The organism is Streptomyces sp. MA5143a (assembly GCF_900290235.1).
Classification (GTDB): Bacteria; Actinomycetota; Actinomycetes; order Streptomycetales; family Streptomycetaceae; genus Streptomyces.
In genome coordinates this window covers 236,457-257,984 of record NZ_OLMK01000009.1, presented here as the reverse complement: position 1 = coordinate 257,984, position 21,528 = coordinate 236,457, and the positions used below count along the sequence as shown (strand labels likewise).

Annotated in this window: 19 protein-coding genes; 2 read left to right on the top strand and 17 right to left on the bottom strand. The window is 72.1% G+C overall.

Going from position 1 to position 21,528, the window contains the following annotated elements; all coding sequences use genetic code 11:
* Positions 1-162 precede the first annotated feature (162 nt).
* The 8 genes from SMA5143A_RS03650 to SMA5143A_RS03615 form a co-directional block, all read right to left on the bottom strand.
* Complete coding sequence (locus SMA5143A_RS03650) at positions 163-1,254, bottom strand: cytochrome P450 (protein ID WP_258193271.1); 1,092 nt, start codon at positions 1,252-1,254, stop codon at positions 163-165.
* 108 nt (positions 1,255-1,362) lie between these two features.
* Complete coding sequence (locus SMA5143A_RS03645) at positions 1,363-2,748, bottom strand: nucleotide pyrophosphatase/phosphodiesterase family protein (protein ID WP_375136455.1); 1,386 nt, start codon at positions 2,746-2,748, stop codon at positions 1,363-1,365.
* A 188-nt stretch (positions 2,749-2,936) separates the two neighbouring features.
* Positions 2,937-4,100, bottom strand: coding sequence for a metabolite traffic protein EboE (gene eboE / locus SMA5143A_RS03640; protein ID WP_107461390.1), 1,164 nt, complete (start codon positions 4,098-4,100; stop codon positions 2,937-2,939).
* A gap of 10 nt (positions 4,101-4,110) precedes the next feature.
* Positions 4,111-4,965 (bottom strand): TatD family hydrolase, encoded by an 855-nt coding sequence (locus SMA5143A_RS03635; RefSeq protein WP_107461389.1) that lies wholly within the window; start codon positions 4,963-4,965, stop codon positions 4,111-4,113.
* 54 nt (positions 4,966-5,019) lie between these two features.
* Positions 5,020-5,757 (bottom strand): EboA domain-containing protein, encoded by a 738-nt coding sequence (locus SMA5143A_RS03630; RefSeq protein ID WP_258193269.1) that lies wholly within the window; start codon positions 5,755-5,757, stop codon positions 5,020-5,022.
* 152 nt (positions 5,758-5,909) lie between these two features.
* Positions 5,910-6,758 (bottom strand): sugar phosphate isomerase/epimerase family protein, encoded by an 849-nt coding sequence (locus tag SMA5143A_RS03625; protein WP_107461387.1) that lies wholly within the window; start codon positions 6,756-6,758, stop codon positions 5,910-5,912.
* 45 nt (positions 6,759-6,803) lie between these two features.
* Positions 6,804-7,838, bottom strand: a complete 1,035-nt coding sequence (locus SMA5143A_RS03620) for an SCO3242 family prenyltransferase (RefSeq protein WP_181361704.1) — start codon at positions 7,836-7,838, stop codon at positions 6,804-6,806.
* 103 nt (positions 7,839-7,941) lie between these two features.
* Positions 7,942-9,363: a phytoene desaturase family protein gene (locus SMA5143A_RS03615; protein WP_107461385.1), complete on the bottom strand. Its 1,422-nt coding sequence runs from the start codon at positions 9,361-9,363 to the stop codon at positions 7,942-7,944.
* 131 nt (positions 9,364-9,494) lie between these two features.
* Here SMA5143A_RS03615 and SMA5143A_RS03610 point away from each other — a divergent pair, with 131 nt between their 5' ends.
* Positions 9,495-10,097: a hypothetical protein gene (locus tag SMA5143A_RS03610; RefSeq protein WP_107461384.1), complete on the top strand. Its 603-nt coding sequence runs from the start codon at positions 9,495-9,497 to the stop codon at positions 10,095-10,097.
* Here the strand turns inward: SMA5143A_RS03610 and SMA5143A_RS03605 are convergent.
* The 4 genes from SMA5143A_RS03605 to SMA5143A_RS03590 form a co-directional block, all read right to left on the bottom strand.
* On the bottom strand, positions 10,033-10,878 hold the full coding sequence (locus tag SMA5143A_RS03605) for an inositol monophosphatase family protein (protein ID WP_107461383.1): 846 nt from the start codon (positions 10,876-10,878) through the stop codon (positions 10,033-10,035). The genes SMA5143A_RS03610 and SMA5143A_RS03605 overlap by 65 nt on opposite strands.
* A 105-nt stretch (positions 10,879-10,983) precedes the next feature.
* On the bottom strand, positions 10,984-12,810 hold the full coding sequence (locus SMA5143A_RS03600; RefSeq protein WP_107461382.1) for a gamma-glutamyltransferase family protein: 1,827 nt from the start codon (positions 12,808-12,810) through the stop codon (positions 10,984-10,986).
* A 99-nt stretch (positions 12,811-12,909) separates the two neighbouring features.
* On the bottom strand, positions 12,910-13,041 hold the full coding sequence (locus tag SMA5143A_RS03595) for a hypothetical protein (RefSeq protein ID WP_375136451.1): 132 nt from the start codon (positions 13,039-13,041) through the stop codon (positions 12,910-12,912).
* Between the two features lie 58 nt (positions 13,042-13,099).
* Positions 13,100-13,789, bottom strand: coding sequence for a DUF4232 domain-containing protein (locus tag SMA5143A_RS03590; RefSeq protein ID WP_258193268.1), 690 nt, complete (start codon positions 13,787-13,789; stop codon positions 13,100-13,102).
* A gap of 189 nt (positions 13,790-13,978) precedes the next feature.
* Here SMA5143A_RS03590 and SMA5143A_RS03585 point away from each other — a divergent pair, with 189 nt between their 5' ends.
* Positions 13,979-14,650 (top strand): hypothetical protein, encoded by a 672-nt coding sequence (locus SMA5143A_RS03585; protein WP_107461590.1) that lies wholly within the window; start codon positions 13,979-13,981, stop codon positions 14,648-14,650.
* Positions 14,651-14,698: 48 nt separating this feature from the next.
* Here SMA5143A_RS03585 and SMA5143A_RS03580 read toward each other — a convergent pair whose 3' ends face one another.
* The 5 genes from SMA5143A_RS03580 to SMA5143A_RS03560 all read right to left on the bottom strand — a co-directional run bounded on the left by SMA5143A_RS03580 (position 14,699) and on the right by SMA5143A_RS03560 (position 21,517).
* Positions 14,699-16,252, bottom strand: coding sequence for an NCS1 family nucleobase:cation symporter-1 (locus tag SMA5143A_RS03580; RefSeq protein WP_107461381.1), 1,554 nt, complete (start codon positions 16,250-16,252; stop codon positions 14,699-14,701).
* 155 nt (positions 16,253-16,407) lie between these two features.
* Entirely contained in the window at positions 16,408-17,427 is a 1,020-nt protein-coding gene (locus tag SMA5143A_RS03575; protein ID WP_107461380.1) for a TIGR03842 family LLM class F420-dependent oxidoreductase, read from the bottom strand.
* Between the two features lie 11 nt (positions 17,428-17,438).
* A complete protein-coding gene (gene hydA, locus SMA5143A_RS03570) occupies positions 17,439-18,842 on the bottom strand; it encodes a dihydropyrimidinase (protein ID WP_107461379.1) in 1,404 nt (467 codons plus the stop codon).
* Positions 18,843-18,956: 114 nt separating this feature from the next.
* Positions 18,957-19,799, bottom strand: coding sequence for a nitrilase-related carbon-nitrogen hydrolase (locus SMA5143A_RS03565; protein ID WP_107461378.1), 843 nt, complete (start codon positions 19,797-19,799; stop codon positions 18,957-18,959).
* 155 nt (positions 19,800-19,954) lie between these two features.
* Positions 19,955-21,517, bottom strand: a complete 1,563-nt coding sequence (locus SMA5143A_RS03560) for a PucR family transcriptional regulator (RefSeq protein ID WP_107461377.1) — start codon at positions 21,515-21,517, stop codon at positions 19,955-19,957.
* Positions 21,518-21,528 lie beyond the last annotated feature (11 nt).

The window sequence follows — 21,528 nt, the reverse complement described above, 5'->3', positions numbered from 1 at the left end:
GAAGCAGGGTCCGGCTCCGCCGGAACGCCACTGCGACGCTCCGCGTCGCGGCCACAGGATTCGCCTCACCCCGGCCTGAGGGCCGGAGCACAGCGAATGATTTCCGGTAGCAGCATGTGATGTCAGTTCTCCACCCGGGCGCCGAACGCCCCGTCGGTCACGTCACCAGGCGACCGGCAGGGACCTCACCCCGTGCACCGGGCTCAGCGGCTGCGCGAAGTCCTCGGGGTCGGCGGTCAGCCGCAGGCCCGGCAGCCGGTCGAAGAGGGCGGGCAGGGCGATGCCCAGTTCGGCGCGGGCCAGGGACTCGCCGACGCAGTGGTGGGCCCCGTGCCCGAACGCGAGGTGCCGGGACGCGTCCCGGGTCACGTCCAGCCGGTCCGGGTCGGGGTAGACGTCCGGGTCGCGGTTGGCCGCCTGGAGGGGCACGATGACGCCCTCGCCGGCGCGGATGAGCACACCGCCCACCTCCGCGTCCTCGGTGGCGACCCTGCGCATGCCCGAGTGCACCACCGTCAGGTACCGCAGCAGTTCGTCCACCGCGCCCGGCCACAGCGCGGGGTCGGCGCGCAGCGCGGCGAGCTGCGCCGGGTCGCGCAGCAGGGCCACGGTCGACAGGGCGATCATGTTCGCGGTGGTCTCGTGACCGCCGAGGAGCAGCACGAACGAGACCCCGACGGCCTCCTCGACCGTGGCCTGGCCGGTGGCCACCCGTTCCGTCGCGAGCCGGGAGAGCAGGTCGTCGGCGGGTTCCTCGGTCCGTCGGGCGAGCAGGCCGCCGAGGTAGTCGTACAGGTGGGCGCGGGCGGCCATCGCCTCCTGAGGGCTGGTGGCGATGGTGAGGAAGGTCCGGGCCTGCTGCTGGAAGAACGCGTGGTCCTCGTAGGGCACGCCGAGCAGTTCGCAGATCACGAGCGAGGGCAGCGGCAGGGCGTACGCCTCGACGAGGTCCGCCTCGGTGGCCCCGTCGGCCGTCATGGTGTCGATCAGGTTCCCGACGTGCCGGGTGACGCAGGGGTGCAGCGCCTCGACCCGGCGGTGGGTGAAGTCGCTGATGAGCATGCGGCGCAGTCGGTTGTGGTCGGGGCCGTCCATCATGAAGATCTGGCCGGGGGTGCGCGGCGTGGGCTGGGGACGCATGGTCGGGTAGCCGTCGCGGGTGCCGTCGGAGCTGAAGCGGGCGTCGGAGAGCACCGCGCGGGCGTGCTCGTGCCGGGTGATCACCCAGGGGCTGCTGTCGCCCCACAGCGCCACGCGGCGGATCGGCTCCTCCGCCTGCCACTTGGCCTACTCGGGGGCGGGGTCGAGCAGGGGGCGGGCGGTGGGGAGCGGGGGGTGCTTGGTCATCGCGGTGTGCCGTTCCTAGTTCGCGTCGGTGTCGGTGTGGGGGCCGTCGGTGTGGGGGGCGTCGGTGCCGGTGTGAGATTCGTCGGTCGCGGGCAGGCCCGCGAGGGTCAGCAGCAGTTGTTTGACCTCGGTCGCGGCGTACGCCTCGCGTGCCTCGTCGGGTGTGGAGCACAGCAGGACGGGGCCGTCGTCCGGGTCGGCGGGCAGCCGGCCGTGGCTGCCGCTGACGCCGGAGGGGTCCAGCGGGACGGTGCTGATGCGGTAGCGCAACCCGAGCTTCTTGCGGGCCACCTGGCCGATCGCGCGGAGCTTCACCGCCGGGACGGTGTCGTCGTACAGCAGCTCGGCGGGGTCGTAGCCGGGCTTGCGGTGGATCTCGACCTGACGGGCGAAGTCGGGGGCGTGCGCGTCGTCGAGCCAGTAGTAGTACGTGAACCAGGCGTCGGGGTCGGCGACCGCGACGAGTTCGCCGGCACGTTCGTGGTCCAGGCCGTGGGCCTTCTTGCCCTCGGCGTCCAGGACCTCGTCCACGCCGTCGAGTTCGGCGAGGAGCCCCGCGACGTCGGCGGTGTCGGCCGGGTCGCGGACGTAGACGTGGGCGATCTGGTGGTCGGCGACCGCGAAGGCCCGTGACGTCCACGGGTCGAGGTACTCCATGCCGTCCTGGGTGTACACGTCGAGGAGTCCGGCGCGGCGCAGCGCGCGGTTGATGTCGACGGGGCGGGAGGCGGGGGTGATGCCGTACTCGCTGAGCGCGACGACCGTGGCGCCCTCGCGCAGGAAGTGGTCGATCAACGGGCGCAGCGCCTCGTCGAGCCGACGGGCGCTCTCGGCGGTCCCGGGCGAGTCGGGGCCGGACCGCTGGGGCTCGTAGTCGAGTTGGGGGACGTAGACGAGGGTGAGGTCGGGCCGGTGTTCGTCGAAGACCTGGCGGGCGGCGCCGAGGATCCACTGGGTGGAGGGCATTCCGGCGTTGGGGCCCCAGTAGGTGAACAGCGGGAACGGGCCGAGCCGGTCGGTGAGTTCGTCGTGCAGGGACGGCGGCCAGGTGTAGCAGTCGGGTTCCTTGCGGCCGTCGGAGTAGTAGACGGGGCGGGGGGTGACGGTGAGGTCGACGTCCGCGCCCATCGCGTACCACCAGCAGATGTTGGCGACCTTGTAGTCGGGGGCGGTCCTGCGGGCCGTGTCCCAGATCTTCTCGCCGCCGACGAGCGCGTTGTGCTGTCGCCACAGCAGGACCTCGCCGAGGTCGCGGAAGTACCAGCCGTTGCCCACCGCGCCGTGCCCGGCGGGGGGTTCGCCGGTGAGGAAGGTGGACTGGACCGTGCAGGTCACGGCGGGCAGGACGGGGTCGAGACGGGCCCGGAAGCCGCGCTCGCCGAGGGCGGCGACGGCGGGCATGTGCCTCAGCAGCTTCGGGGTGAGGCCGACGATGTCGAGGACGACGAGCCGGTGTGCGGGCGCGGCATCCACCGGCCGCGTGCCCGCTGACGGGGTGCTCACGGCCGGCGTGCCCGCTGACGTGGAACTCACGGACGGTGTACTCGTGGGTGGGGTGCTCGGGGGTGGGGTGTTCGGGGGTGGGGTGCTCACTGGTGGTCCTCCTTGAGGCCGAGGCCGGTCATCCGGTCGCGGGCCCAGGCGAGTTCGGCGGCGATGCCCCCGGCCAGGTCGGCGGGCGGCTCGGGGAGGACGGACCAGGTGTAGGTCTCGACCTCGATGTGGTCGCAGTGGACGGAGGTGCCGCCGAGCAGCCCCGCGAGGACGGCGGTCAGCTGGTCGGCGGTGGTGCGCAGCGGTGGCTCGGGGTCGGCGTGCAGCGGGGCGTGGAAGTGGACGCGCCAGGGCCCGGTACCGGTGGGCAGGCCGCCGTCGAGGGCGTCCGGCAGGTCGTCGACGGCGTGGACGGGGGCCTCGGGCGCGGACGCCGTACGGGTCTGGTGCAGGAACCGCGGCTCCGCGAGGCGCCGCAGGGCCGCGCGGGCGGCGGGATCGGTGGGATCGGTGGCCTCGACGGCGCAGGACGCCTGGAGCTTGACGACCGCGAGCCCGGCGTCCGCGAGGCGGGCGAGGGCGGCCCCGGGGTCCTCGAACTGCACGGCGAGATGGCAGGCGTCGAGGCAGACGCCGAGCCGCTCCGGGTCGAGTCCGCGCAGCTCCCGTACGGCCTGGGCGGTGGTCTCCACGACGCAGCCGGGCTCCGGTTCGAAGCCGACGCGGACGCGGCGCCCGGTGTCGGACTCGATCGCGGCGAGTCCGGCGGCGAGCCGGTCCAGGGCGCGGCGGGCGGTCTCGGCCCGGTCCGGGGGCCAGGGGGTGCGCCAGGCCAGCGGCAGGGTGGAGACGCTCCCCCGGGCGACGTCGTCGGGGAGGAGCGCGGCGAGCACACGGGCGCAGTCGAGGGTGTGGCGCAGCCGGGCCTCGTCGGCCCAGTCGGGCAGGTAGACGTCCTTCTTGACCACCTCGCGGTGGAACCCGGCGTAGGGGAAGGCGTTGAGGGTGACGGTCTCCAGGCCGCGGGCGGCGAGTTCGCTCTTGAGGCGTCTCACCTCGTCCTCGTCGTCGACGAGCCTGGTCACCACGTCACGGGCGAGCCAGAGGCCGATGCCCAGCCGGTCGACGCCGAGGCGTTCCCGCACGGGTTCGGCGTACGCGGCGAGCTGGCCGATGACTCCGTCGAGGTCCTCCGCCTGGTGGACGTTGCTGCAGTAGCCGAGATGGACGGGGCTGCCGTCGGGGTGCCGGAGTCTCATGGCCGGGCGCTCACTCTCCGCCGCGGCGGATGGAGTTGCCCTGGAAGCTCGACTCCTCGTCGGGCTTGGGCTCGTCGAGGTCGAGTCGGCCGCTCTGTCCGTAGAAGCCGACGGCGTTGCGCCAGAGGACCTGGTCCACCGTGTCGTCGTCGAAGCCGGCGGCGAGCATCGCGTCGGCGGTCCTGCGGGTCTTGAGCGGGTCCGAACGCCCCCAGTCGGCGGCCGAGTTGATGAGGACGCGATCGGTGCCGTGCTCCTTGAGGATGGCGACCATGCGGTCCTCGCTCATCTTGGTCCTCGGGTAGATCGAGAATCCGGCCCAGCAGCCGCTGTCGAGGACCATGCCGACGGTCAGCTCGTTGAGGTGGTCTAGCACGACGAGTTCGGGGGCGATGCCCGACTCCCGTATGACGTCCAGGGTGCGGCGGGTGCCGGTGGCCTTGTCGCGGTGCGGGGTGTGCACGAGCGCGGGCAGGCCGTGCTCCAGGGCGAGTTGCAGCTGGAGGGCGAGCGCCTCGTCCTCCTGCGGTGTCATGGAGTCGTAGCCGATCTCACCGACCGCGACCACCCGGTCCTTGGCGAGGTAGCGGGGCAGTTCGTCCAGGACGGGCCGGCAGCGCGGATCGTTGGCCTCCTTCGGATTGAGCGCGATGGTGCAGAAGTGCTGGATGCCGAACTGGGCGGCCCGGTACGGCTCCCAGCCCAGCAGCGCGTCGAAGTAGTCGTAGAAGCTCTCGGGGGAGGTGCGGGGCTGGCCGAGCCAGAAGGCCGGCTCGACGACCGCGCGGACCCCGGCCGCGTGCATCGCCTCGTAGTCGTCGGTGGTGCGGGAGGTCATGTGGATGTGGGGGTCGAAGATACGCACGTTCTGCTCTTCCGTTCTTCGGGGGGCGGGGCGAGTTCGGCGGGTACCGCGGGACTACCGGAGTTCCTTCAGCGCGCGTGCGGCGGCCTCGCGGCGTTCGGGCACGGCGGCCCCTGTCTCGGCGGTGAGCCCCTCGACGAGGGCGGCGCGGGCGGGGTGGGCCCGGACGAGGGGCCAGATGTCGTGCGGGACGTCCCGGCCTGCGGCGACTCGCTCACGGACGAAGTCGGCCAGCATACGGGCGAGTTCGGCGTCCGCGCGGAAGTCGAGCCCGGCGATCCGATCGAGTGGGATCTCCTGGAAGACGCACTTGAGCACGGCCTGCCGGTACTCGGCGTCGGGCAGCCGGGCCGCGCCGTACGGTCCGAGGGCGGCCTCGATGACGTGGCTGTCGTTGCCGCGCAGCGCCTCGCGGACGAGGGGGAGGGCGAGGTCGGCGAGGGCCTCGCCGGCGACCTCGGTGGAGGTGTCGAGGAGGGGCAGGGCCCGTAGGACGGCCCGTTGTTCGGCCGGGTCGCCGTGGCGGAAGAGGCCCGCCAGTTCGGTGGCGAGAGGGGCGCCGGTGAGGGGCAGGGCGGTGAGCAGGACGGCACGGGCGGCCTCGTCGGCGGTCCAGTGGGCGTCCAGCCGGGCGCGTCCGCAGTGTCTGCGGGCGGCGGGGAACAGGGCCCGCACGGCGGCGGGCCGCGCGGCGATTTGCGCCTCCGCGTCGGCGAGCCAGGTGCGGGCGGCCGGTTCGAGTGGATGGCGGGAGAGGGCGGTTCTTGGATCGGGGGGCGGAGATGCGGGCATGCCGAGGTACGCCATGGCGGAACAGCCTCCGGTGAAGGTGGAGGGAGGGAAACACAAGAGGGAGGGAGGAAGAGGAGGGAGGGGAGAGGAAGAGGAGGGAAGGAGGGAGAGCGAGGGAAGACGCAGGAGGCGGAAGGAGGTGCCGGAGGGGGTCAGGCCGCCGCCGCGCGCAGGAACTCGATGGAGCGGCGGGCCACGTCGGGGGCGTCGAGGGAGCCGCCCTGGATCTCCACGGAGACCAGTCCGCGGTGGCCGAGGTCCCGCAGGGCGGCGAGTACGGGCGGGAAGTCGATCTCACCCGCGCCGAATTCGAGGTGCTGGTGGACTCCGCGCCGCATGTCCTCGATCTGCACGTTGAGCAGGCGCGGCGCGGCGGTCCGCACGCACTCCAGGACGGTCCGCTCCTCCACGCAGTGGGCGTGCCCCACATCGAGGGTGATCCCGAACAGTTCGTGCCCGCCGACGAGTTCGGCCAGTTCGAGGCATCGCTCGACGGTGTCGACGAACATGTACGGCTCCGGTTCGAACGCCAGGGAGACGCCGTACTCCTCGGCGGTCTCCAGGACGGTCTCCACGCCCGCCGTGAGCCGCTTCCAGGCGTCCCCCGCCTGGAGTCCGTCGTGCGGTGCGGGCCCGCTGCACAGATGGACGGTGGGCGAGCCCAGGTCGGCGGCTATGCGCACGGCGCGCCGCAGCAGGTCGATCCGGTGTTCGGCCGCGTCGGACATCAGGGTCGGCTGGTGCTTGCCCCAGGGGTCGAGGAGGTAGGGCGCCCCGGTCTCCAGGGTCACGTCGAGGTCGTGCCGGTCGAGGTCCCGGGCGATCTCGGCGACACGTCGGGGCAGGTCGGGGGCGTACGGGTCGAGGTGCCCGTGGTCGAGGGTGAGGGCGACCCCGTCGTAGCCGAGGTCGGCGAGGACGGTGAGGACGTCGCCCAAGCGGTGGTTGGTGAAGCCGTTGGTGCCGTAACCGAATCGGAGGGGGGTGGGGGACACGGTCATGCCGGCGTTCCTCCTGCGGAGGTCTGTACTGGTCGAGGGGGTGGTTCAGGTGGGGGACACACGCCGGGCGAGCCGCCGGGCCAGGGGGTGGGCGACACCGAGGGCGGCCGCCGCGACCGTGGCGCCGCTGCGCGCGGTCAGCGCCGTCTGGAGAGGCAGGAACCCGAGGATCCCGGCCCCGACCGCCCGCCGTACGTTCTCGCCCGACGGCTCCCGTACGGCGCGGATCTGGGCCGTGCCGTAGGTGCCGAGGTAGGCGAGGGCTCCGGCGCCGGCGACGGCTGCCCGGGTGACGGCCGACCGAGCGGTGGGATGGCTGCCGAGGTACCGCCGGGTCGCGGACGCGGCCGTGCGCCCCGGTGACGGTGCCGCCGCGCCGGCCCGTGCGGAGGCGATCGCCGTGCGGACGGCGGGCAGCGCCGTCGCGAGGGCGGTGGTCGTGGCGGCGGCGAGGGTCGCGGCCGGCACGCGGGCGGGGGCGCCGGAGATCTCATGGCGGCTGAGGGCGGACAGCGTGTAGGTGTGGGCGCCGACGAGCGCGGCCGGGGCGGCGCCGCGCAGCAGTGCCCTGCCGGTTCCGCCCGGGCCGGCGGCGGCCAGCGCGCCGGCGAGGACGTCCAGGGTCCGGGCCGAGGCCATGGCGGCCGCTCCCGCGGGGGTGGACTTGAGCTTCAGGTCATAGGCCCAGATCACGCCGGTCAGCGGCAGCGCCGCCAGCAGGCCGCGGCGGCCGCCCGAGGCGGCGGCGAGCCCCAGTCCCGCGGCGGTGAGCGCGCCGGCGGCGGCGAGGGCGGTACTGCGGGGGACACGGCCCGAGGGAACGGGCCGCTCAGGGCGTTCGACGGCGTCGATCGTGGCGTCGGCGTAGTCGTTGAGAGCCATGCCGGCCCAGTAGAGGCAGACCGACGATCCCATGACTCCCAGGGTCGGTCCGCCGAGCGGGCGCCCTGCGGCCGCGGCCCCCGCGAGGATGTCACCCGGCACGCTCAACGCGGCCGGCGCACGTACGAGTTGAGCTAGATCCGCGAGGCGCACGACAGGCCGCGAGCCGGAGCGGACATCCCATCTCCGATCTTTCATGGCGGCAACTTACCCCTACCAGTTGGACATTCATGCGAAGAACGCGTGAAGACCTTTTTCACTTCGCGACTTGATAACGCCTACCGATGCACGCATCTGCGTGCTATTGGCCGTCAGAGTCCTGACGCAGTCTCCGCCACACCGCCTTGGCCGCGTTGTGCCCCGACATTCCGTGCACTCCGGGGCCCGGCGGGGTGGCCGACGAGCAGATGAACACAGCCGGATGCGGGGTGCGGTACGGCCGCAACGTGAGCTTGGGGCGGAGCAGCAGTTGCAGGCCGGAGGCGGCGCCGCAGGCGATGTCACCGCCGACGTAGTTGGCGTTGTGCGCGGCGAGTTCGGGCGGGCCGGCGGTGGCGCGGGCGAGGACCAGGTCGCGGAACCCCGGTGCGAAGCGCTCCAGTTGGCGCTCCACGGCGTCGGTCAAGTCTCCGGTCCAGCCGTTCGGCACATGACCGTACGCCCAGAAGACGTGCTTGCCCTCGGGGGCGCGGGTGGGGTCGACGAGACTGGGCTGCACGGTGATCAGGAACGGCCGGTCGGGGGCGTGGCCGTGCCGGGAGGCGGCGTCCAGGGCGGTGCTGATCTCCGCCTTGCTCGCCCCGACCTGGACCGTGCCCGCGGCACGCGCCTCCTCGGCGGTCCAGGGCACCGGGCCGTCCAGCGCGTAGTCGACCTTGAAGACGCTCGCGCCGTACCGGTACGAGTCGTAGAAGCCTCCGAAGCCGGCGATCCGGGCCAGGGCGCTGGGCGAGGTGTCGAAGACATAGGCGCGCGCGGGCGGCAGATCGTCGAGCCGCTTGACCTCGTAGTCGGTGTGGACGGTGCCCCCGAGGTCCTCGAGGTAGGCGGTGAGCGCGTCCGAGACGGCCTGGGAGCCGCCGCGGGCCACGGGCCAGCCGGCGGCGTGCGCGGCCAGCGCGAAGACCAGGCCCACGGCGCCGGTGGCGAGGCCGCCGAGCGGGGCGATGACATGCGCGACCAGCCCGGAGAACAGCGCCTTGGCCTTCTCGTCCTTGAAGCGGCGCATCAGCCAGGTGGAGGGAGGCAGTCCGGCGAGGCCGAAGCGGGCGAGGGTGACCGGGTCGCGGGGCAGCGCAGACAGCGGCAGCGACATGAAGTCCCGCACCAGGGTGTCCCACTTGGGCAGGAACGGCTCGATCAGCCGACGGTACGCGCCCGCGTCCCGCGGCCCGAACGAGGCGGCCGTCTCCCCCACCGAGCGGGACAGCACCGCCGCCGAGCCGTCCAGGAACGGGTGCGCCATGGGCAGCTCGGCGTGCAGCCACTCCAGGCCGTAGCGGGCGAGCGGCATTCCGTTGAACGCGGGCGAGTTGACGCCCAGGGGGTGGGCCGCCGAGCAGGGGTCGTGCCGGAAGCCGGGGAGGGTCAGCTCGGCGGTGCGGGCACCGCCGCCGACCGTGTCCTTCGCTTCGAACACCGCCACGGAGAAGCCGCGGCGGGCCAGCTCCACGGCAGCCGTCAGGCCGTTCGGCCCCGCCCCCACCACCACCGCGTCGAGCATCGCCGGCACGTTCGGACCCCTTCGTCAGCCGATGGTCATCGAGCGCCGCGAACGGGTTTCCGCCCGGCGGCGAACCTGCGCTCAGGATATGCCCGACCACCGACAGGCACGGCATGGGTAGGCTGCGCCGTATGACGCGCCGGTTCCGCCGCACCGACCCCGAGCAGGATCTCCAGCACTGGTTCGAGGTGGGGGACGACGGGCGGGTACTGCGGCAGATCTCGTTCCGGGGCGGGGGACCGGCGGCCCTGGTCGCCGCCGCCCCGGCCGAACGGGAGGAGGTCCGGCAGGTCGGCGGTGGACTCGCCGTCCAGCTGTACGAGGTCGTGTACGGCACGGCCTGGCCGGGGCCGGTGGTGGAACCGGCGGACGCGGTGCCGGTCACCGAGCTGGAATTCACCCTGGCGTGGGGCAGAGCCCGCAGCCACCGCCAGTGCGATGTCAGGCACGACTCCGGTCCCGTCCCCGTCGGTGCGCGTCTGCCCGGCACGTTCGCCGTCTCCCCGTGGGCCCCCGGGGCCACCGGGGTGCTGGTGGACCTCGGTCTGTCCGTGCCCGGCTTCGTCGACGCCCTGATCCTCCTGCGGGCCGAGTGTCCGTGGCCACCGGAAGGCACGCCCGCCGTGTTCGAGGTGATCGACATCCGTGTGGGCAACAGCGCGTGCCAGCTCAGGCTCCGGCCGACAGCAACCCCCGCACCCGGCGAGCCGTGGCCGAGTCCCGCGCCGCGGTGAACGGCAGGGTGTTGCCCCCGGTGATCCGGAAGGGTTCGTCCGCGAGGGTCAGATGGGCGCCGCCGGACTCCTCGACGAGGAGGAGGCCCGCCGCGTGGTCCCAGGCCGCCTCCCAGGAGAACGCGACCGCGTCCAACCGCCCTCGGGCGATGGCGAGATACTCCAGCCCCGCCGACCCGCACGGGCGTGGGGCGACACCCTCCGTCCACAGTCCGAGCAGCGCCGCCTTCTGCTCCTCCGTGGTGTAGTCCGGGTGGGAGGTGGCCACGTCGAGGTCACGGTCGGGCTCGGGTGAACCGGCGTGCAGCGGCTCGCCGTCCAGCGTGGCCCCCCGGCCCCGTATCGCCACGGCGAGCCGGTCGAGCGCGGGCGCGTACGTCCAGGAGGCGCGCACCACGCCGTCCAGCGCGAGGGCGACGAGCGTGCAGAAGCCGGGCTCGCCGTGCACGAACTGCCGGGTGCCGTCGACCGGGTCGACGATCCAGACCGGCGCGTCGCCGTGGATCGCCTCGTAGGACGCGGGGTTGGCGTGGACCGCCTCCTCGCCGACGACGACGGAGCCGGGCAGCAGCGCGGGCAGCGCCTGGGTGAGATACAGCTCGGCCTTGCGGTCGGCGTCGGTGACGAGGTCGTGGGGGCCGTTCTTCTGGTCGACCTCGTGCTCGGCGAGCTGCCGCCAGCGCGGCATGATCTCGGCGGCCGCCGCCTTGCGGATCGCTTCTTCGACGTCGGAGGCGTGCCGGGCGAGAAACTCGTCGATGGTTTCGCTGTCTTCGATCATGCCTCCATCACAGCACGCACCACTGACAATCCCCACCGGGAGGGTGCACTCCGCATGGAATCACCATGAACAGCGGGTCCGCCGCGGCCGGGCGGCGGCTCCCGCTCAGCGTCCGACCGCGTACCCCTGCATGCCCCGCGGGTTGGCCGCCGCCGAGAGCACGCCGGTCGCGGGGTCGCGCGCGACCGCGCAGAGGCGGCCCTCGGACCAGGGTTCGCCGACGGTGACGTCATGGCCGCGGCGGCGGAGTTCCGCCACGACCTCCGAGGGCATGCGGGACTCGACCGTGACGCTGCCGGGGCGCATGCCACGCGGGAAGAAGGAGCCGGGGAAGCCGTCGTTGTGCCAGTTCGGGGCGTCGATGGCGCCCTGGAGGTCCAGGCCGCCCCGGACCGGTGGGCGCAGGGCGACAGCGAGGAAGAAGTGGAGCTGCCACTGGTCCTGCTGGTCTCCGCCGGGCGTCCCGAACGCCATCACGGGCACCCCGTCGCGCAGCGCCAGCGAGGGGGTGAGCGTGGTGCGGGGCCGGCGGCCGGGGGTGAGCGAGTTCGGCAGCCCCTCGTCCAGCCACGTCATCTGGAGCCGGGTGCCGAGCGGGAAACCCAGCTCGGGCACGACGGGGTTGGACTGGAGCCAGCCCCCGCTGGGCGTGGCCGCGACCATGTTGCCCCAGCGGTCGACGACGTCCAGGTGGCAGGTGTCGCCCCGGGTGCCCCCGTCCGCCCCGACCTCGGGCTCCCCCGGCACCGGGGAAAGGGGGCTCTTGGCGACCGTGGGCTCGCCGGCCCCCAAGGGGTTGAAGCCGGGTTGGTCGGTGGCCACCACGCGCGCGTGGGCGCTCAGTCGGGGGGTGCGCCCGCCGGGGCTGCCGGGCCGCAGGTCGTACGAGGCCGTGTCGCCGACGAGGGCCCGCCGCTCGGCGTTGTACGCGTCGGACAGCAGCTCGGTCAGCGGCACCGGCGCCGCGTCGCCGTACCAGGCCTCGCGGTCCGCCATGGCGAGCTTGCAGCCCTCGATCAGCAGGTGCACGTAGTCGGCAGACCCGTACGCGGGCAGTTCGTCCGGCAGCAGGGCGAGTTGCTGGAGAAGTACCGGGCCCTGGCTCCAGGGGCGGGCCTTGCACAGGGTCCAGCCGTTCCAGTCGTAGGTCGCCGGGGACTCGTAGGAGGCGGACCAGGCGGCCAGGTCGGCCGCCGTGAGGGTGCCGGTGTGCCGTTCGCCGCTGGTGTCCAGGGTGGGCCGCCCGGCCTGCCGTACCAGGGCCTCGGCGATGAAGCCCGAGCGCCACACCTGCCGTGCCGCCTCGATGCGGGCCTCGCGGTCACCCGCCCCCTCGACCTCGGCGATCAGCCGCCGCCAGGTCGCGGCCAGGGCGGGGTTGCGGAACAGCTCGCCGGGGCGGGGCGCCCGGCCGCCGGGAAGGTAGACCTCCGCCGACGACACCCACTCCTTCTCGAAGAGGTCGCGCACCGACTCGACGGTCGCGCCGACGTTCTCCACGGGCGCGTGCCCGTCCTCCGCGTAGCCGATGGCGTACTTCAGGACGTCGGCGAGGTCCTTGGTGCCGTGGTCGCGCAGCAGGAGCATCCACGCGTCGAACGCGCCGGGCACGGCGGCCGCCAGGGGGCCCGTGCCGGGGACGAGGTCCAGTCCGAGTCCCCGGTAGTGCTCGATCGTCGCCCCGGCGGGCGCCACGCCCTGTCCGCACAGGACCCGGACCTCGCCGTCCGCCGTCGCCAGGACGAGGGGGACCTCCCCGGCGGGCCCGTTGAGGTGCGGCTCGACGACGTGCAGCACGAACCCGGCGGCGACGGCCGCGTCGTAGGCGTTGCCACCGTCCTCCAGGACGGCCATCGCGGACTGCGACGCGAGCCAGTGCGTGGAGGACACCATGCCGAAGGTCCCCTGGAGCGTCGGTCGAGTGGTGAACACGGAAGGACTCCTCACAGCACGACGATCGTCCGCCGATCGTACGCAGCGCCCCCGGTCACCCTGGAACGCGCGATCGCACGCGGCCGTCCCCAGCCCGCATCACGCGCGCCGCCCCACGGTCAGCACATGCCCGCTCGTGCCCAGCGGCGACGGCTCCGACTCGATCCACCGGGCCGCCGCCAGAACGGCCTCCCGCCGCTCGGGGTCGTCCAGCCACGCGTCCCGTGTCACCGGGTCATGCGTCAAGGGTGCTGATCGCCGCGAACGCGACGCAAACGTGAAAGGACCCCTAAGAGTCCCGCACCTTCGTCCAGGCGCCGGTGGCGAGGCGGCCGGTGGTGCCCAGGTCCAGGCCGCCGTCGGGGGCGAGTACCTGTGCGGGGCGGCCCTTCGCCGGGGCGACGCGCAGGTAGGGGGCGTTGACGGCGGGGACGTCCGCCTCGGTGACGGTGTTGCGCCAGACCAGCGAGGTGGTCGCGGACTCGCCCGGCTTCAGCGTCACCTCGTGCGGGCCCGGGTCGGGCACACCCGTGGTGATCTCCTCCGGGCCGCGCAGGACGCGCACGTCGACGGGTTCGCGGTCCTCGTCGAGCACCTGGACCGAGGGATAGCCGTTCACGGTGTACGGCTCGGTGCCGCAGTTGGTGAGCCTCACCGTCATCGCGCGCAGTCCCATCGCGGGCTCCACGAGACCCGGCAGCATCCGCACCCCGGAGGACGGGCAGGTGTCCGTGGGGTCGGGCGACGGCACCTCCGTGGGCCGCACGTCCAGGCCCGAGGGGAGTTGCTCGGGCAGTTCGTCGGCGCGCACGCCTCCCGGCCGTTCCGTTCCCGCGGACGAGGCCGACGCGGACGGGAGGTCGCGGTCCGGGTTCACCTCGCGGTCGATCTCCTCCCCCAGTCCGCAGCCGCCGACGGCCAGGATCAGCGCGGCGGCCAGGGACACACGGGAGGCGGTGCGGCGGGGTATCGGGATCATGGATCCGATCCTGACACGCGCTCCCGACGGAAGGCGGGACTCCGGAAAGTCGCCGTACGACTGAACGCTGAGGGCCGGTCACCACGTATACACAGAGCGAGGTCGCACTTTCGCCCCACAGGCAGTCGTGTGACACTGACGTACCCCACCGACCGGCGGTACCGCCGCCACGACCCCGAGAAGTGCGCTGTGCGTGATCTGCCTCTGCCGCTCGCCCTCACCGTGCGTCTGCTTCCGGTCGCCGTACTCGCCACGGCAGGCTGGGCGTTGGCGTCCGGTTCGTCGGACACGAGCCCGGCGGGGAAGGAGTCCGCGCCGGAGACCGCGTCCGGGCCCATCTCCACCTCCGAGTCCGCGCCGGCCACGTCGGCCGCGACCAAGACGTATGCGAAGGCGCCCTCGCCCTGCGGCGCCATCGCGGCGAAATCGGTCAAATCCCTTGTTCCGGGCGCCAAGACGGCCGGCAAGGAAATAGCGTCGACCGACGAGTCCGTGCGCCGCACCTGCTCCTGGAACGCCCTGAAGGGCTACGACTACCGCTGGTTGGACATCTCGTACGAGATTCACCAAACGGACGCGAAGGCCGAAACCACCTACAAGGAGCGGATGTCGCAGAAGAGCGGCGGCGGCGCGGTGCCCGGTCTCGGTGACGCGGCCTACTCGGTCGTGAACCTCACCACCGAGGACAAGCAGCAGACCCGCGAGGGTGTGGTGTACGCGCGCGTGGCCAACGCCCTGGTGGTCGTCACCTACAACGGCAGCGACTTCGAGTCGCAGAAGGCGCCCGGCACCGAGGAGATCAACAAGGGTGCCATCAAGGCGGCGAAGGAGGCGGTGGCCGCGCTGGAGGGCACCCGGTAGGGGCACGTCTCCGGCGCGAGCACCGCCTCCGTGGTCAGGTTCGGCGGCTCAGACGGTCGCTCTCGCCTTCTCCCGCTCCCCCGCCATCAGCGCCACGTACACCAGTATCGAGGCGGCGAGGCCCACCGCCCAGCCGTAGTCGGCGAGCGGCTTGAGGAACGGGATGAGGCCGTCCCGCGGGAACGGCCCCGAGGAGACCCCCTCCGCGTTCACGGTCGAGTAGGACCCGCCGACCGCGAGGACACCGCCCACCAGGAACGCGGCGATGGCCCGCCAGTTCCAGCCGGCGGAGTACCAGTAGCGGCCGCCCTCCGTGTACAGGTCCGCGAGGTGCAGGACCGTGCGGCGGATGATCCAGTAGTCGGCGATGAGGATGCCCGCGACCGTGCCGAGCAGTCCGCCGACCACGCCGAGCCACGTGAAGATGTAGAACTCGGGCGTGGAGATGAGCTTCCACGGGAAGATCAGGATGCCGAGGACGCCGGTGATCAGGGCGCCCGTACGGAAGTTGATGAGCTTCGGTGCGAGGTTCGCGAGGTCGTACGCCGGTGACACCACGTTCGCCGCGATGTTCACGGAGATCGTCGCGATCAGCACGGTGATCAGGGCGAAGAGCAGACCGAAGGTGCTGTCGGCCTTGGCCGCGAGGGTGACCGGGTCCCAGATGGCCTCGCCGTAGACGGCCTCGGAGCCGGAGGTGACGAGGACGGCCAGGATCGCGAAGAGCGTCATCGTCGTCGGCAGCCCGAGGGACTGTCCCCAGGTCTGCGCCTTCTGGCTGGCACCGAAGCGGGTGAAGTCGGGAATGTTCAGCGAGAGGGTGGCCCAGAAGCCGATCATGCCCATGAGCGAGGGGAAGAAGACCGGCCAGAAGTCGGCACCCCAGCCCAGCCTGGACGGCTGGTCCAGCAGCGCACCGAACCCGTCCGCCTTGACCGCGATCCAGATCAGCAGCACGAAGGCGCCGACGATCACGAAGGGCGCGGCCCAGTTCTCGAAGTGCCGCAGGAAGTCCATGCCCCGGTAGATGATCGCGATCTGCAACGCCCAGAAGAGGATGAAGCAGAGCCACAGCGGCCAGGGGTTGCCGGCGATCTTCCCCGCGGTCTCCCACTGGCCGCCGGTGAGCTTGGAGCCGAGGGCGAAGATGCCGCTGCCGCCGATCCAGGTCTGGATGCCGAACCAGCCGCAGGCCACGGCCGCACGGATCATGGCCGGTATGTTCGCCCCGCGCAGACCGAACGAGGCGCGGGCGAGCACCGGGAACGGGATGCCGTACTTGGGGCCGGCGTGCCCGGTGGCCAGCATCGGCAGCAGCACGATGACGTTGGCCAGGGCGATGGTGAAGACGGCCTGCTTCCAGTCCATGCCGAGGGCGACCAGACCGGAGGCCAGGGTCCAGCTGGGGATGCAGTGGGCCATGGAGATCCACAGCGCCGCGAAGTTGTACGTCGTCCACTTGCGTTCGGAGACGGGTACGGGACGCAGGTCCTCGTTGGCGAAGGGACTGTCGGCGGGGAAGGCCCCGGGGGCCAGTTCTATCCGGCCGGACGAGTCGACGGACTGGGCCATCGGCGACCCCGGGGGAACTGTTTCGGTCATGGGCAGGCCAATCAAGGAGGCGGGACGGGAGAGAAAGGCCGTGCGGGCCTTGGGCCCTCCCCGGGGGAGCGGGGAGGGAGTCAAGGTGTGGGGGGTCGTGATGGAGTGGAGCGTTCCGGATTGTGACAGGAGCCGGCCCGGGAAGGAATCCCTGGTCAGCCGGTGATCGCGGGGATGACCGTGGAGCCGTACACGTCGATCACCCGCTCCTGCGCGTCGTGCATGTCGTACACGGCGAACTGGTCGACGCCCAGGTCCCGCAGCGCGTTCAGCTTCGCGATGTGCGTCTCGGGGGTGCCGATGACACAGAACCGGTCGACGATCTCGTCGGGGACGAACGCCGTGTCGGGGTTGTCGGCCCGTCCGTGGTGGGAGTAGTCGTACCCCTCGCGGGCCTTGATGTAGTCCGTGAGTTCCTCCGGTACGGCCGCGGAGTGCTCGCCGTACTTGGAGACCAGGTCGGCGACGTGGTTGCCGACCATGCCGCCGAACCAGCGGCACTGCTCACGGGCGTGGGCGAGCGCCTCCGGGGAGTCGTCCTCGGTGATGTACGCGGGGGCGGCCACGCAGATCCTCACCTCGGACGGGTCGCGCCCGACGGCGACGGCCGCGTCCTTGACCGCCTTGACCATGTACTCGGTGAGGTACAGGTCGGAGAGCTGGAGGATGAAGCCGTCGGCCTCCTCCCCCGTCATCTTCAGGGCCTTGGGGCCGTACGCGGCCATCCAGACCGGGAGTTCGGCGTCCTCCTTGATCCAGGGGAAGCGGATGACCGTGCCACCGAGGTCGGCCTCTCCCCCGCTGCCCAGCGAACGGATGACCTTCATGGCTTCGCTGATCCGGGCCAGGGTGTTGGGCTTGCGGCCCGCGACGCGCATCGCGGAGTCGCCGCGGCCGATGCCGCAGACGGTGCGGTTGCCGAACATGTCGTTCAGCGTGGCGAAGGTGGAGGCGGTCACCTCCCAGGTGCGGGTGCCCGGGTTGGTGACCATCGGGCCGACCTTCAGTTTCGTGGTCCGGGACAGGATCTGGCTGTAGATGACGAACGGCTCCTGCCACAGCACGGCGGAGTCGAAGGTCCAGCCGTAGGTGAAGCCGTTGTCCTCGGCGCGCTTCATCAGCTCGATGACACGCGAGGCCGGCGGGTCGGTCTGCAGGACGAGTCCGAAGTCCATCTGCTCCGCTCCTAGGTGAGGTACTGACAGGTGGAGCGGGGGGTGTAGACGCCGTGCCCGGCGTGACCGGTGTACTCCCGCTCGCTGATGACGAGTTCGCCGCGCGAGAGGACCGTCTCGACCCGGCCGGTGGTGCGCTTGCCCTCGTACGCCGAGTAGTCGACGTTCATGTGGTGGGTCTCGGCGGACATGACCTGCTCGGCGTGCGGGTCGTAGATGACGATGTCCGCGTCGGCTCCAGGCGCGATCGTGCCCTTCTTGGGGTACATGCCGAACATACGGGCCGGGGTCGCGCAGGCGATCTCGATCCAGCGGCGGCGCGAGATGTGCCCGTCGACGACGGCCTGGTGCAGCAGGTCCATCCGGTTCTCGACGCCCGGCAGACCGTTGGGGATCCTGGAGAAGTCGCCGCGGCCGAGTTCCTTCTGCCCGACGAAGCAGAACGGGCAGTGGTCGGTGGAGACGACCTGGAGGTCGTTGGTGCGCAGGCCCTGCCACAGCTTGGCCTGGTGCTCCCTGGGCCGGAGCGGGGTGGAGCACACGTACTTGGCGCCCTCGAAGTCCGGCTCGGCGAGGTTGTCCGTGGACAGGAACAGATACTGCGGGCAGGTCTCGCCGAAGACGTTGAGCCCTTCGTCGCGTGCCCTGGCCAGCTCGGCGACCGCCTCCATCGCCGAGACGTGCACGACGTACAGGGGCGCGCCGGCGACCTGGGCGAGCCTGATGGCCCGGTGGGTGGCCTCCGCTTCGAGGAGCGCCTTGCGGACCTCGCCGTGGTAGCGGGGGTCGGTCTCGCCGCGCGCCAGCGCCTGCTCGACCAGGACGTCGATGGCGATGCCGTTCTCCGCGTGCATCATGATCAGGCCGCCGTTGTCGGCGGAGCGCTGCATGGCGCGCAGGATCTGGCCGTCGTCGCTGTAGAAGACGCCCGGGTAGGCCATGAACTGCTTGAAGGAGGTGACGCCCTCCTCCACCAGCAGGTCCATCTCCTTGAGCGTCTCCTGGTTCACATCGGAGACGATCATGTGGAAGCCGTAGTCGATGGCGCAGTTGCCCTCCGCCTTCGCGTGCCAGGCGTCGAGGCCCTCGCGGAGGGTGTGGCCCACGCTCTGCACCGCGAAGTCGACGATGGTGGTGGTCCCGCCCCAGGCGGCGGCGCGGGTGCCCGTCTCGAAGGTGTCGGAGGCGAAGGTGCCGCCGAAGGGCAGCTCCATGTGGGTGTGGGCGTCGACGCCGCCCGGGATGACGTACTTGCCGGTGGCGTCGATGGTGCGGTCGCCCTGCCACCCTTGGGCGGCCGAACTCCCGCTGGCGGCGAGGGCGGCGACGCGGCCGTCCTCGATCAGGACATCGGCGTGGATCTCATCCGAGGCTGTGATGACGAGACCGCCGCGGATGACTGTACGGCCGCTCATTCGGTCACGCTCCGTTCGGTTGTCGGGACAGTGCCGGTCGTCTGTGGCTGGTCGCGCAGTTCCCCGCGCCCCTGGAGGGCCCCTGCGGGGCCCCGGGGGCGCGGGGAGGCTTCGCTACGGTGCCGTCAGGGGCTCGTACGCGTCCGGGCGGCGGTCGCGGAAGAACTGCCAGCGGTCGCGGACCTCGCGGAGCTTGGCGAGGTCGAGGTCGCGGACGACCAGTTCCGTCTCCTTGTCGCTCGCCACCTCGCCGACGAACTGGGCCTCCGGGTCGACGAAGTAGGACGTGCCGTAGAAGTCGTTGTCGCCGAGGTCCTCGACGCCGACCCGGTTGATCGCGCCGATGAAGTACTCGTTGGCGACGGCCGACGCCGGCTGCTCCAGCTGCCAGAGGTAGCGGGACAGACCGCGCGAGGTCGCCGACGGGTTGAAGACGATCTCCGCTCCGCCGAGGCCCAACGCCCGCCAGCCCTCCGGGAAGTGACGGTCGTAGCAGATGTAGACGCCGATCTTTCCGACCGCCGTGTCGAAGACGGGCCAGCCGGCGTTGCCGGGGCGGAAGTAGAACTTCTCCCAGAAGCCGGGCACCTGCGGGATGTGGTGCTTGCGGTACTTGCCGAGGTACTTGCCGTCCGCGTCGATCACGGCGGCCGTGTTGTAGAGGACGCCCGGCTGCTCCTCCTCGTACATCGGCAGCACCAGGACGAGGTTCAGTTCCTTGGCGAGCGCCTGGAAGCGCTTGACGATCGGGCCGTCGGGGATCGCCTCCGCGTACTCGTAGAACGCCTTGTCCTGGACCTGGCAGAAGTAGGGGCCGTAGAACAGTTCCTGGAAGCACATGACCTGGGCGCCCTGTGCCGCCGCGTCGCGGGCCGCCTGCTCGTGGACCTGGATCATCGATTCCTTGTCGCCGGTCCAGGCCGTCTGGAAGATGGCTGCGCGGATGACTCTGCTCATCGGGACCTCCGGTCACTCGGTGTGAAGCGAGACTAGGAAGCCCGGGGGTCGGGTTTGAGTTGCACGGTGTCACGTCTGGAGCCGCTTGGCGTTCCACCGTGTCACCTCTTCGTGGACGCATGTTTCACCGCCGTTTTCCCAGGTCCCGGCATGTTTCAGCCCTGTTGCGCGTCGTGTGCGAGGAGGGCGATGTGCACGGACGCGGCCTGCTCGAAGTCGTCGAGGTCGACGCCGAGGCGGGCCTCTATGGCTTCGAGACGGCGGTACAGGGCGGGCCGGCTGACGTGGTGCAGCTGGGCGGTGTGGGACTTGTTGCGGCCGGTGGCGAGATAGGTCCGCAGGACCGGCAGCAGATCCTGCTCGGCGTGGCGGTCGCCGCACAGCAGCCCGTCCAGCTCCCGCTCGGCGAAGGCCTGGACGTGCGGGTCGTCCCTCAGCAGCCGGATCAGGCCCCGCAGATGGACGTCGCGCAGCCGTACGACGGCGGGCAGGTCGAGCCCGGTCGCCGACTGGGCGACGGCGTCGGCCACGTGCCTCGCCTCGCGCAGGCCCGCCGGGACCTCCTCCCAGGTGATGCGCGGCTCGGCCGCCGCCACGACCGTCCGGCGCACCCCGGACTCCGAGCGCAGCCTGGTCGCGAAGTGCGCGGTGAGTGCCTGCGCGTCCTGGTCCCGGGCGAGGCTCAGCAGGACGGCCGTCGCTCCCTCGGCGAGTTCGGCGACGAGGCCGGGGAGCCCCAGCATCCGCAGCACCCGGTCGAGCCCGGCCGGGTCGCCGTCGCGCACGACGAGCGGCACGAACGTCCGGCGGTTGACGGGCAGCCCGGCCGCCCGTGCCCTGGGCAGCAGTTGCCGGGCCGGTACGACACCGGAGACCAGGTCGGTCAGCAGGCTCTGCGCGGACTGCTCCTCCCAGCTGTGCGCGGTGCCGCCGAGCATGCGGTGCAGGACGAGGGCCTCGGCGGCCCGGTCGGCGAGGAGCCGCCCGGTGGCGGTGTCGCCGCGGTAGCCGCACAGCACGATCCGGCCCCAGCGCTCGCCGCGTCCGCCGAGTTCGGCGCGGATCCAGCCGTCGCCCTCGGTGCCGCCCGCCTGCCGTGAGATGCGTTCCCAGTCGCGCAGTACGTCGTCGACGGCGGGCCGCTCCCCCGCCGTGGCGAGGACGCGGTGGGCGAGGTTGGTGACGACGAGCGGGCAGCCCGCGTGCTGGGCGATCTCGTCGAGCAGCCGTTGCAGCGGGGCGCCGGCCGTGATGAGGCCGGTCAGCGCGGTCCGTACGGACTCGGAGAGGCTCACCGCCGCGAACTTCCGCCGGACGAGCCGGGACTGGACCTCCTCCGTCAGCTCGGCGAAGGGGAACGGCCGGTGCAGCACCACCATGGGCAGTCCGCAGCGCTCCGCCGCCCGGCGCATCACGTCGGGCGGCGTGGGGAAGGCGCGGCCGAGGCCGAGGACGACCGCCGCGGCCTCCGCCCGGTGCAGGGAGCGGATGTACTCGGCCTGCGCCTCCTCGTCGCCGGCGAGGAGGACCCCGGTGGTGAGGACCATCTCGCCCCCGCTGAGCATGACGCCCACGTCGGGGGCCTCGGCCACATGCACCCAGCGCACGGGCCGGTCGAGCTGGCCGGCCCCGGCCACCACCTCGGGCTCTCCGGCGAGGACCCGGTCCAGGGTGAGGACCTGGCGTACCGACAGGGCGGGTTCCAGGGCGGTGGTCATGGGGCGTTCCT

What these genes read in the sequence shown, in the direction of transcription:
- SMA5143A_RS03590 (WP_258193268.1), bottom strand. Translation starts at nt 13,789, where the DNA reads ATGATCCCGATACCCCGCCGCACCGCCTCCCGTGTGTCCCTGGCCGCC.
- SMA5143A_RS03575 (WP_107461380.1), bottom strand. Translation starts at nt 17,427, where the DNA reads ATGGACTTCGGACTCGTCCTGCAGACCGACCCGCCGGCCTCGCGTGTC.
- hydA (WP_107461379.1), bottom strand. Translation starts at nt 18,842, where the DNA reads ATGAGCGGCCGTACAGTCATCCGCGGCGGTCTCGTCATCACAGCCTCG.
- SMA5143A_RS03615 (WP_107461385.1), bottom strand. Translation starts at nt 9,363, where the DNA reads ATGCTCGACGCGGTGGTGGTGGGGGCGGGGCCGAACGGCCTGACGGCT.
- SMA5143A_RS03630 (WP_258193269.1), bottom strand. Translation starts at nt 5,757, where the DNA reads ATGCCCGCATCTCCGCCCCCCGATCCAAGAACCGCCCTCTCCCGCCAT.
- SMA5143A_RS03645 (WP_375136455.1), bottom strand. Translation starts at nt 2,748, where the DNA reads ATGCCCGCCGTCGCCGCCCTCGGCGAGCGCGGCTTCCGGGCCCGTCTC.
- SMA5143A_RS03605 (WP_107461383.1), bottom strand. Translation starts at nt 10,878, where the DNA reads ATGATCGAAGACAGCGAAACCATCGACGAGTTTCTCGCCCGGCACGCC.
- SMA5143A_RS03625 (WP_107461387.1), bottom strand. Translation starts at nt 6,758, where the DNA reads ATGACCGTGTCCCCCACCCCCCTCCGATTCGGTTACGGCACCAACGGC.
- SMA5143A_RS03565 (WP_107461378.1), bottom strand. Translation starts at nt 19,799, where the DNA reads ATGAGCAGAGTCATCCGCGCAGCCATCTTCCAGACGGCCTGGACCGGC.
- SMA5143A_RS03580 (WP_107461381.1), bottom strand. Translation starts at nt 16,252, where the DNA reads ATGACCGAAACAGTTCCCCCGGGGTCGCCGATGGCCCAGTCCGTCGAC.
- SMA5143A_RS03560 (WP_107461377.1), bottom strand. Translation starts at nt 21,517, where the DNA reads ATGACCACCGCCCTGGAACCCGCCCTGTCGGTACGCCAGGTCCTCACC.
- SMA5143A_RS03610 (WP_107461384.1), top strand. Translation starts at nt 9,495, where the DNA reads ATGACGCGCCGGTTCCGCCGCACCGACCCCGAGCAGGATCTCCAGCAC.
- SMA5143A_RS03620 (WP_181361704.1), bottom strand. Translation starts at nt 7,838, where the DNA reads ATGAAAGATCGGAGATGGGATGTCCGCTCCGGCTCGCGGCCTGTCGTG.
- eboE (WP_107461390.1), bottom strand. Translation starts at nt 4,100, where the DNA reads ATGAGACTCCGGCACCCCGACGGCAGCCCCGTCCATCTCGGCTACTGC.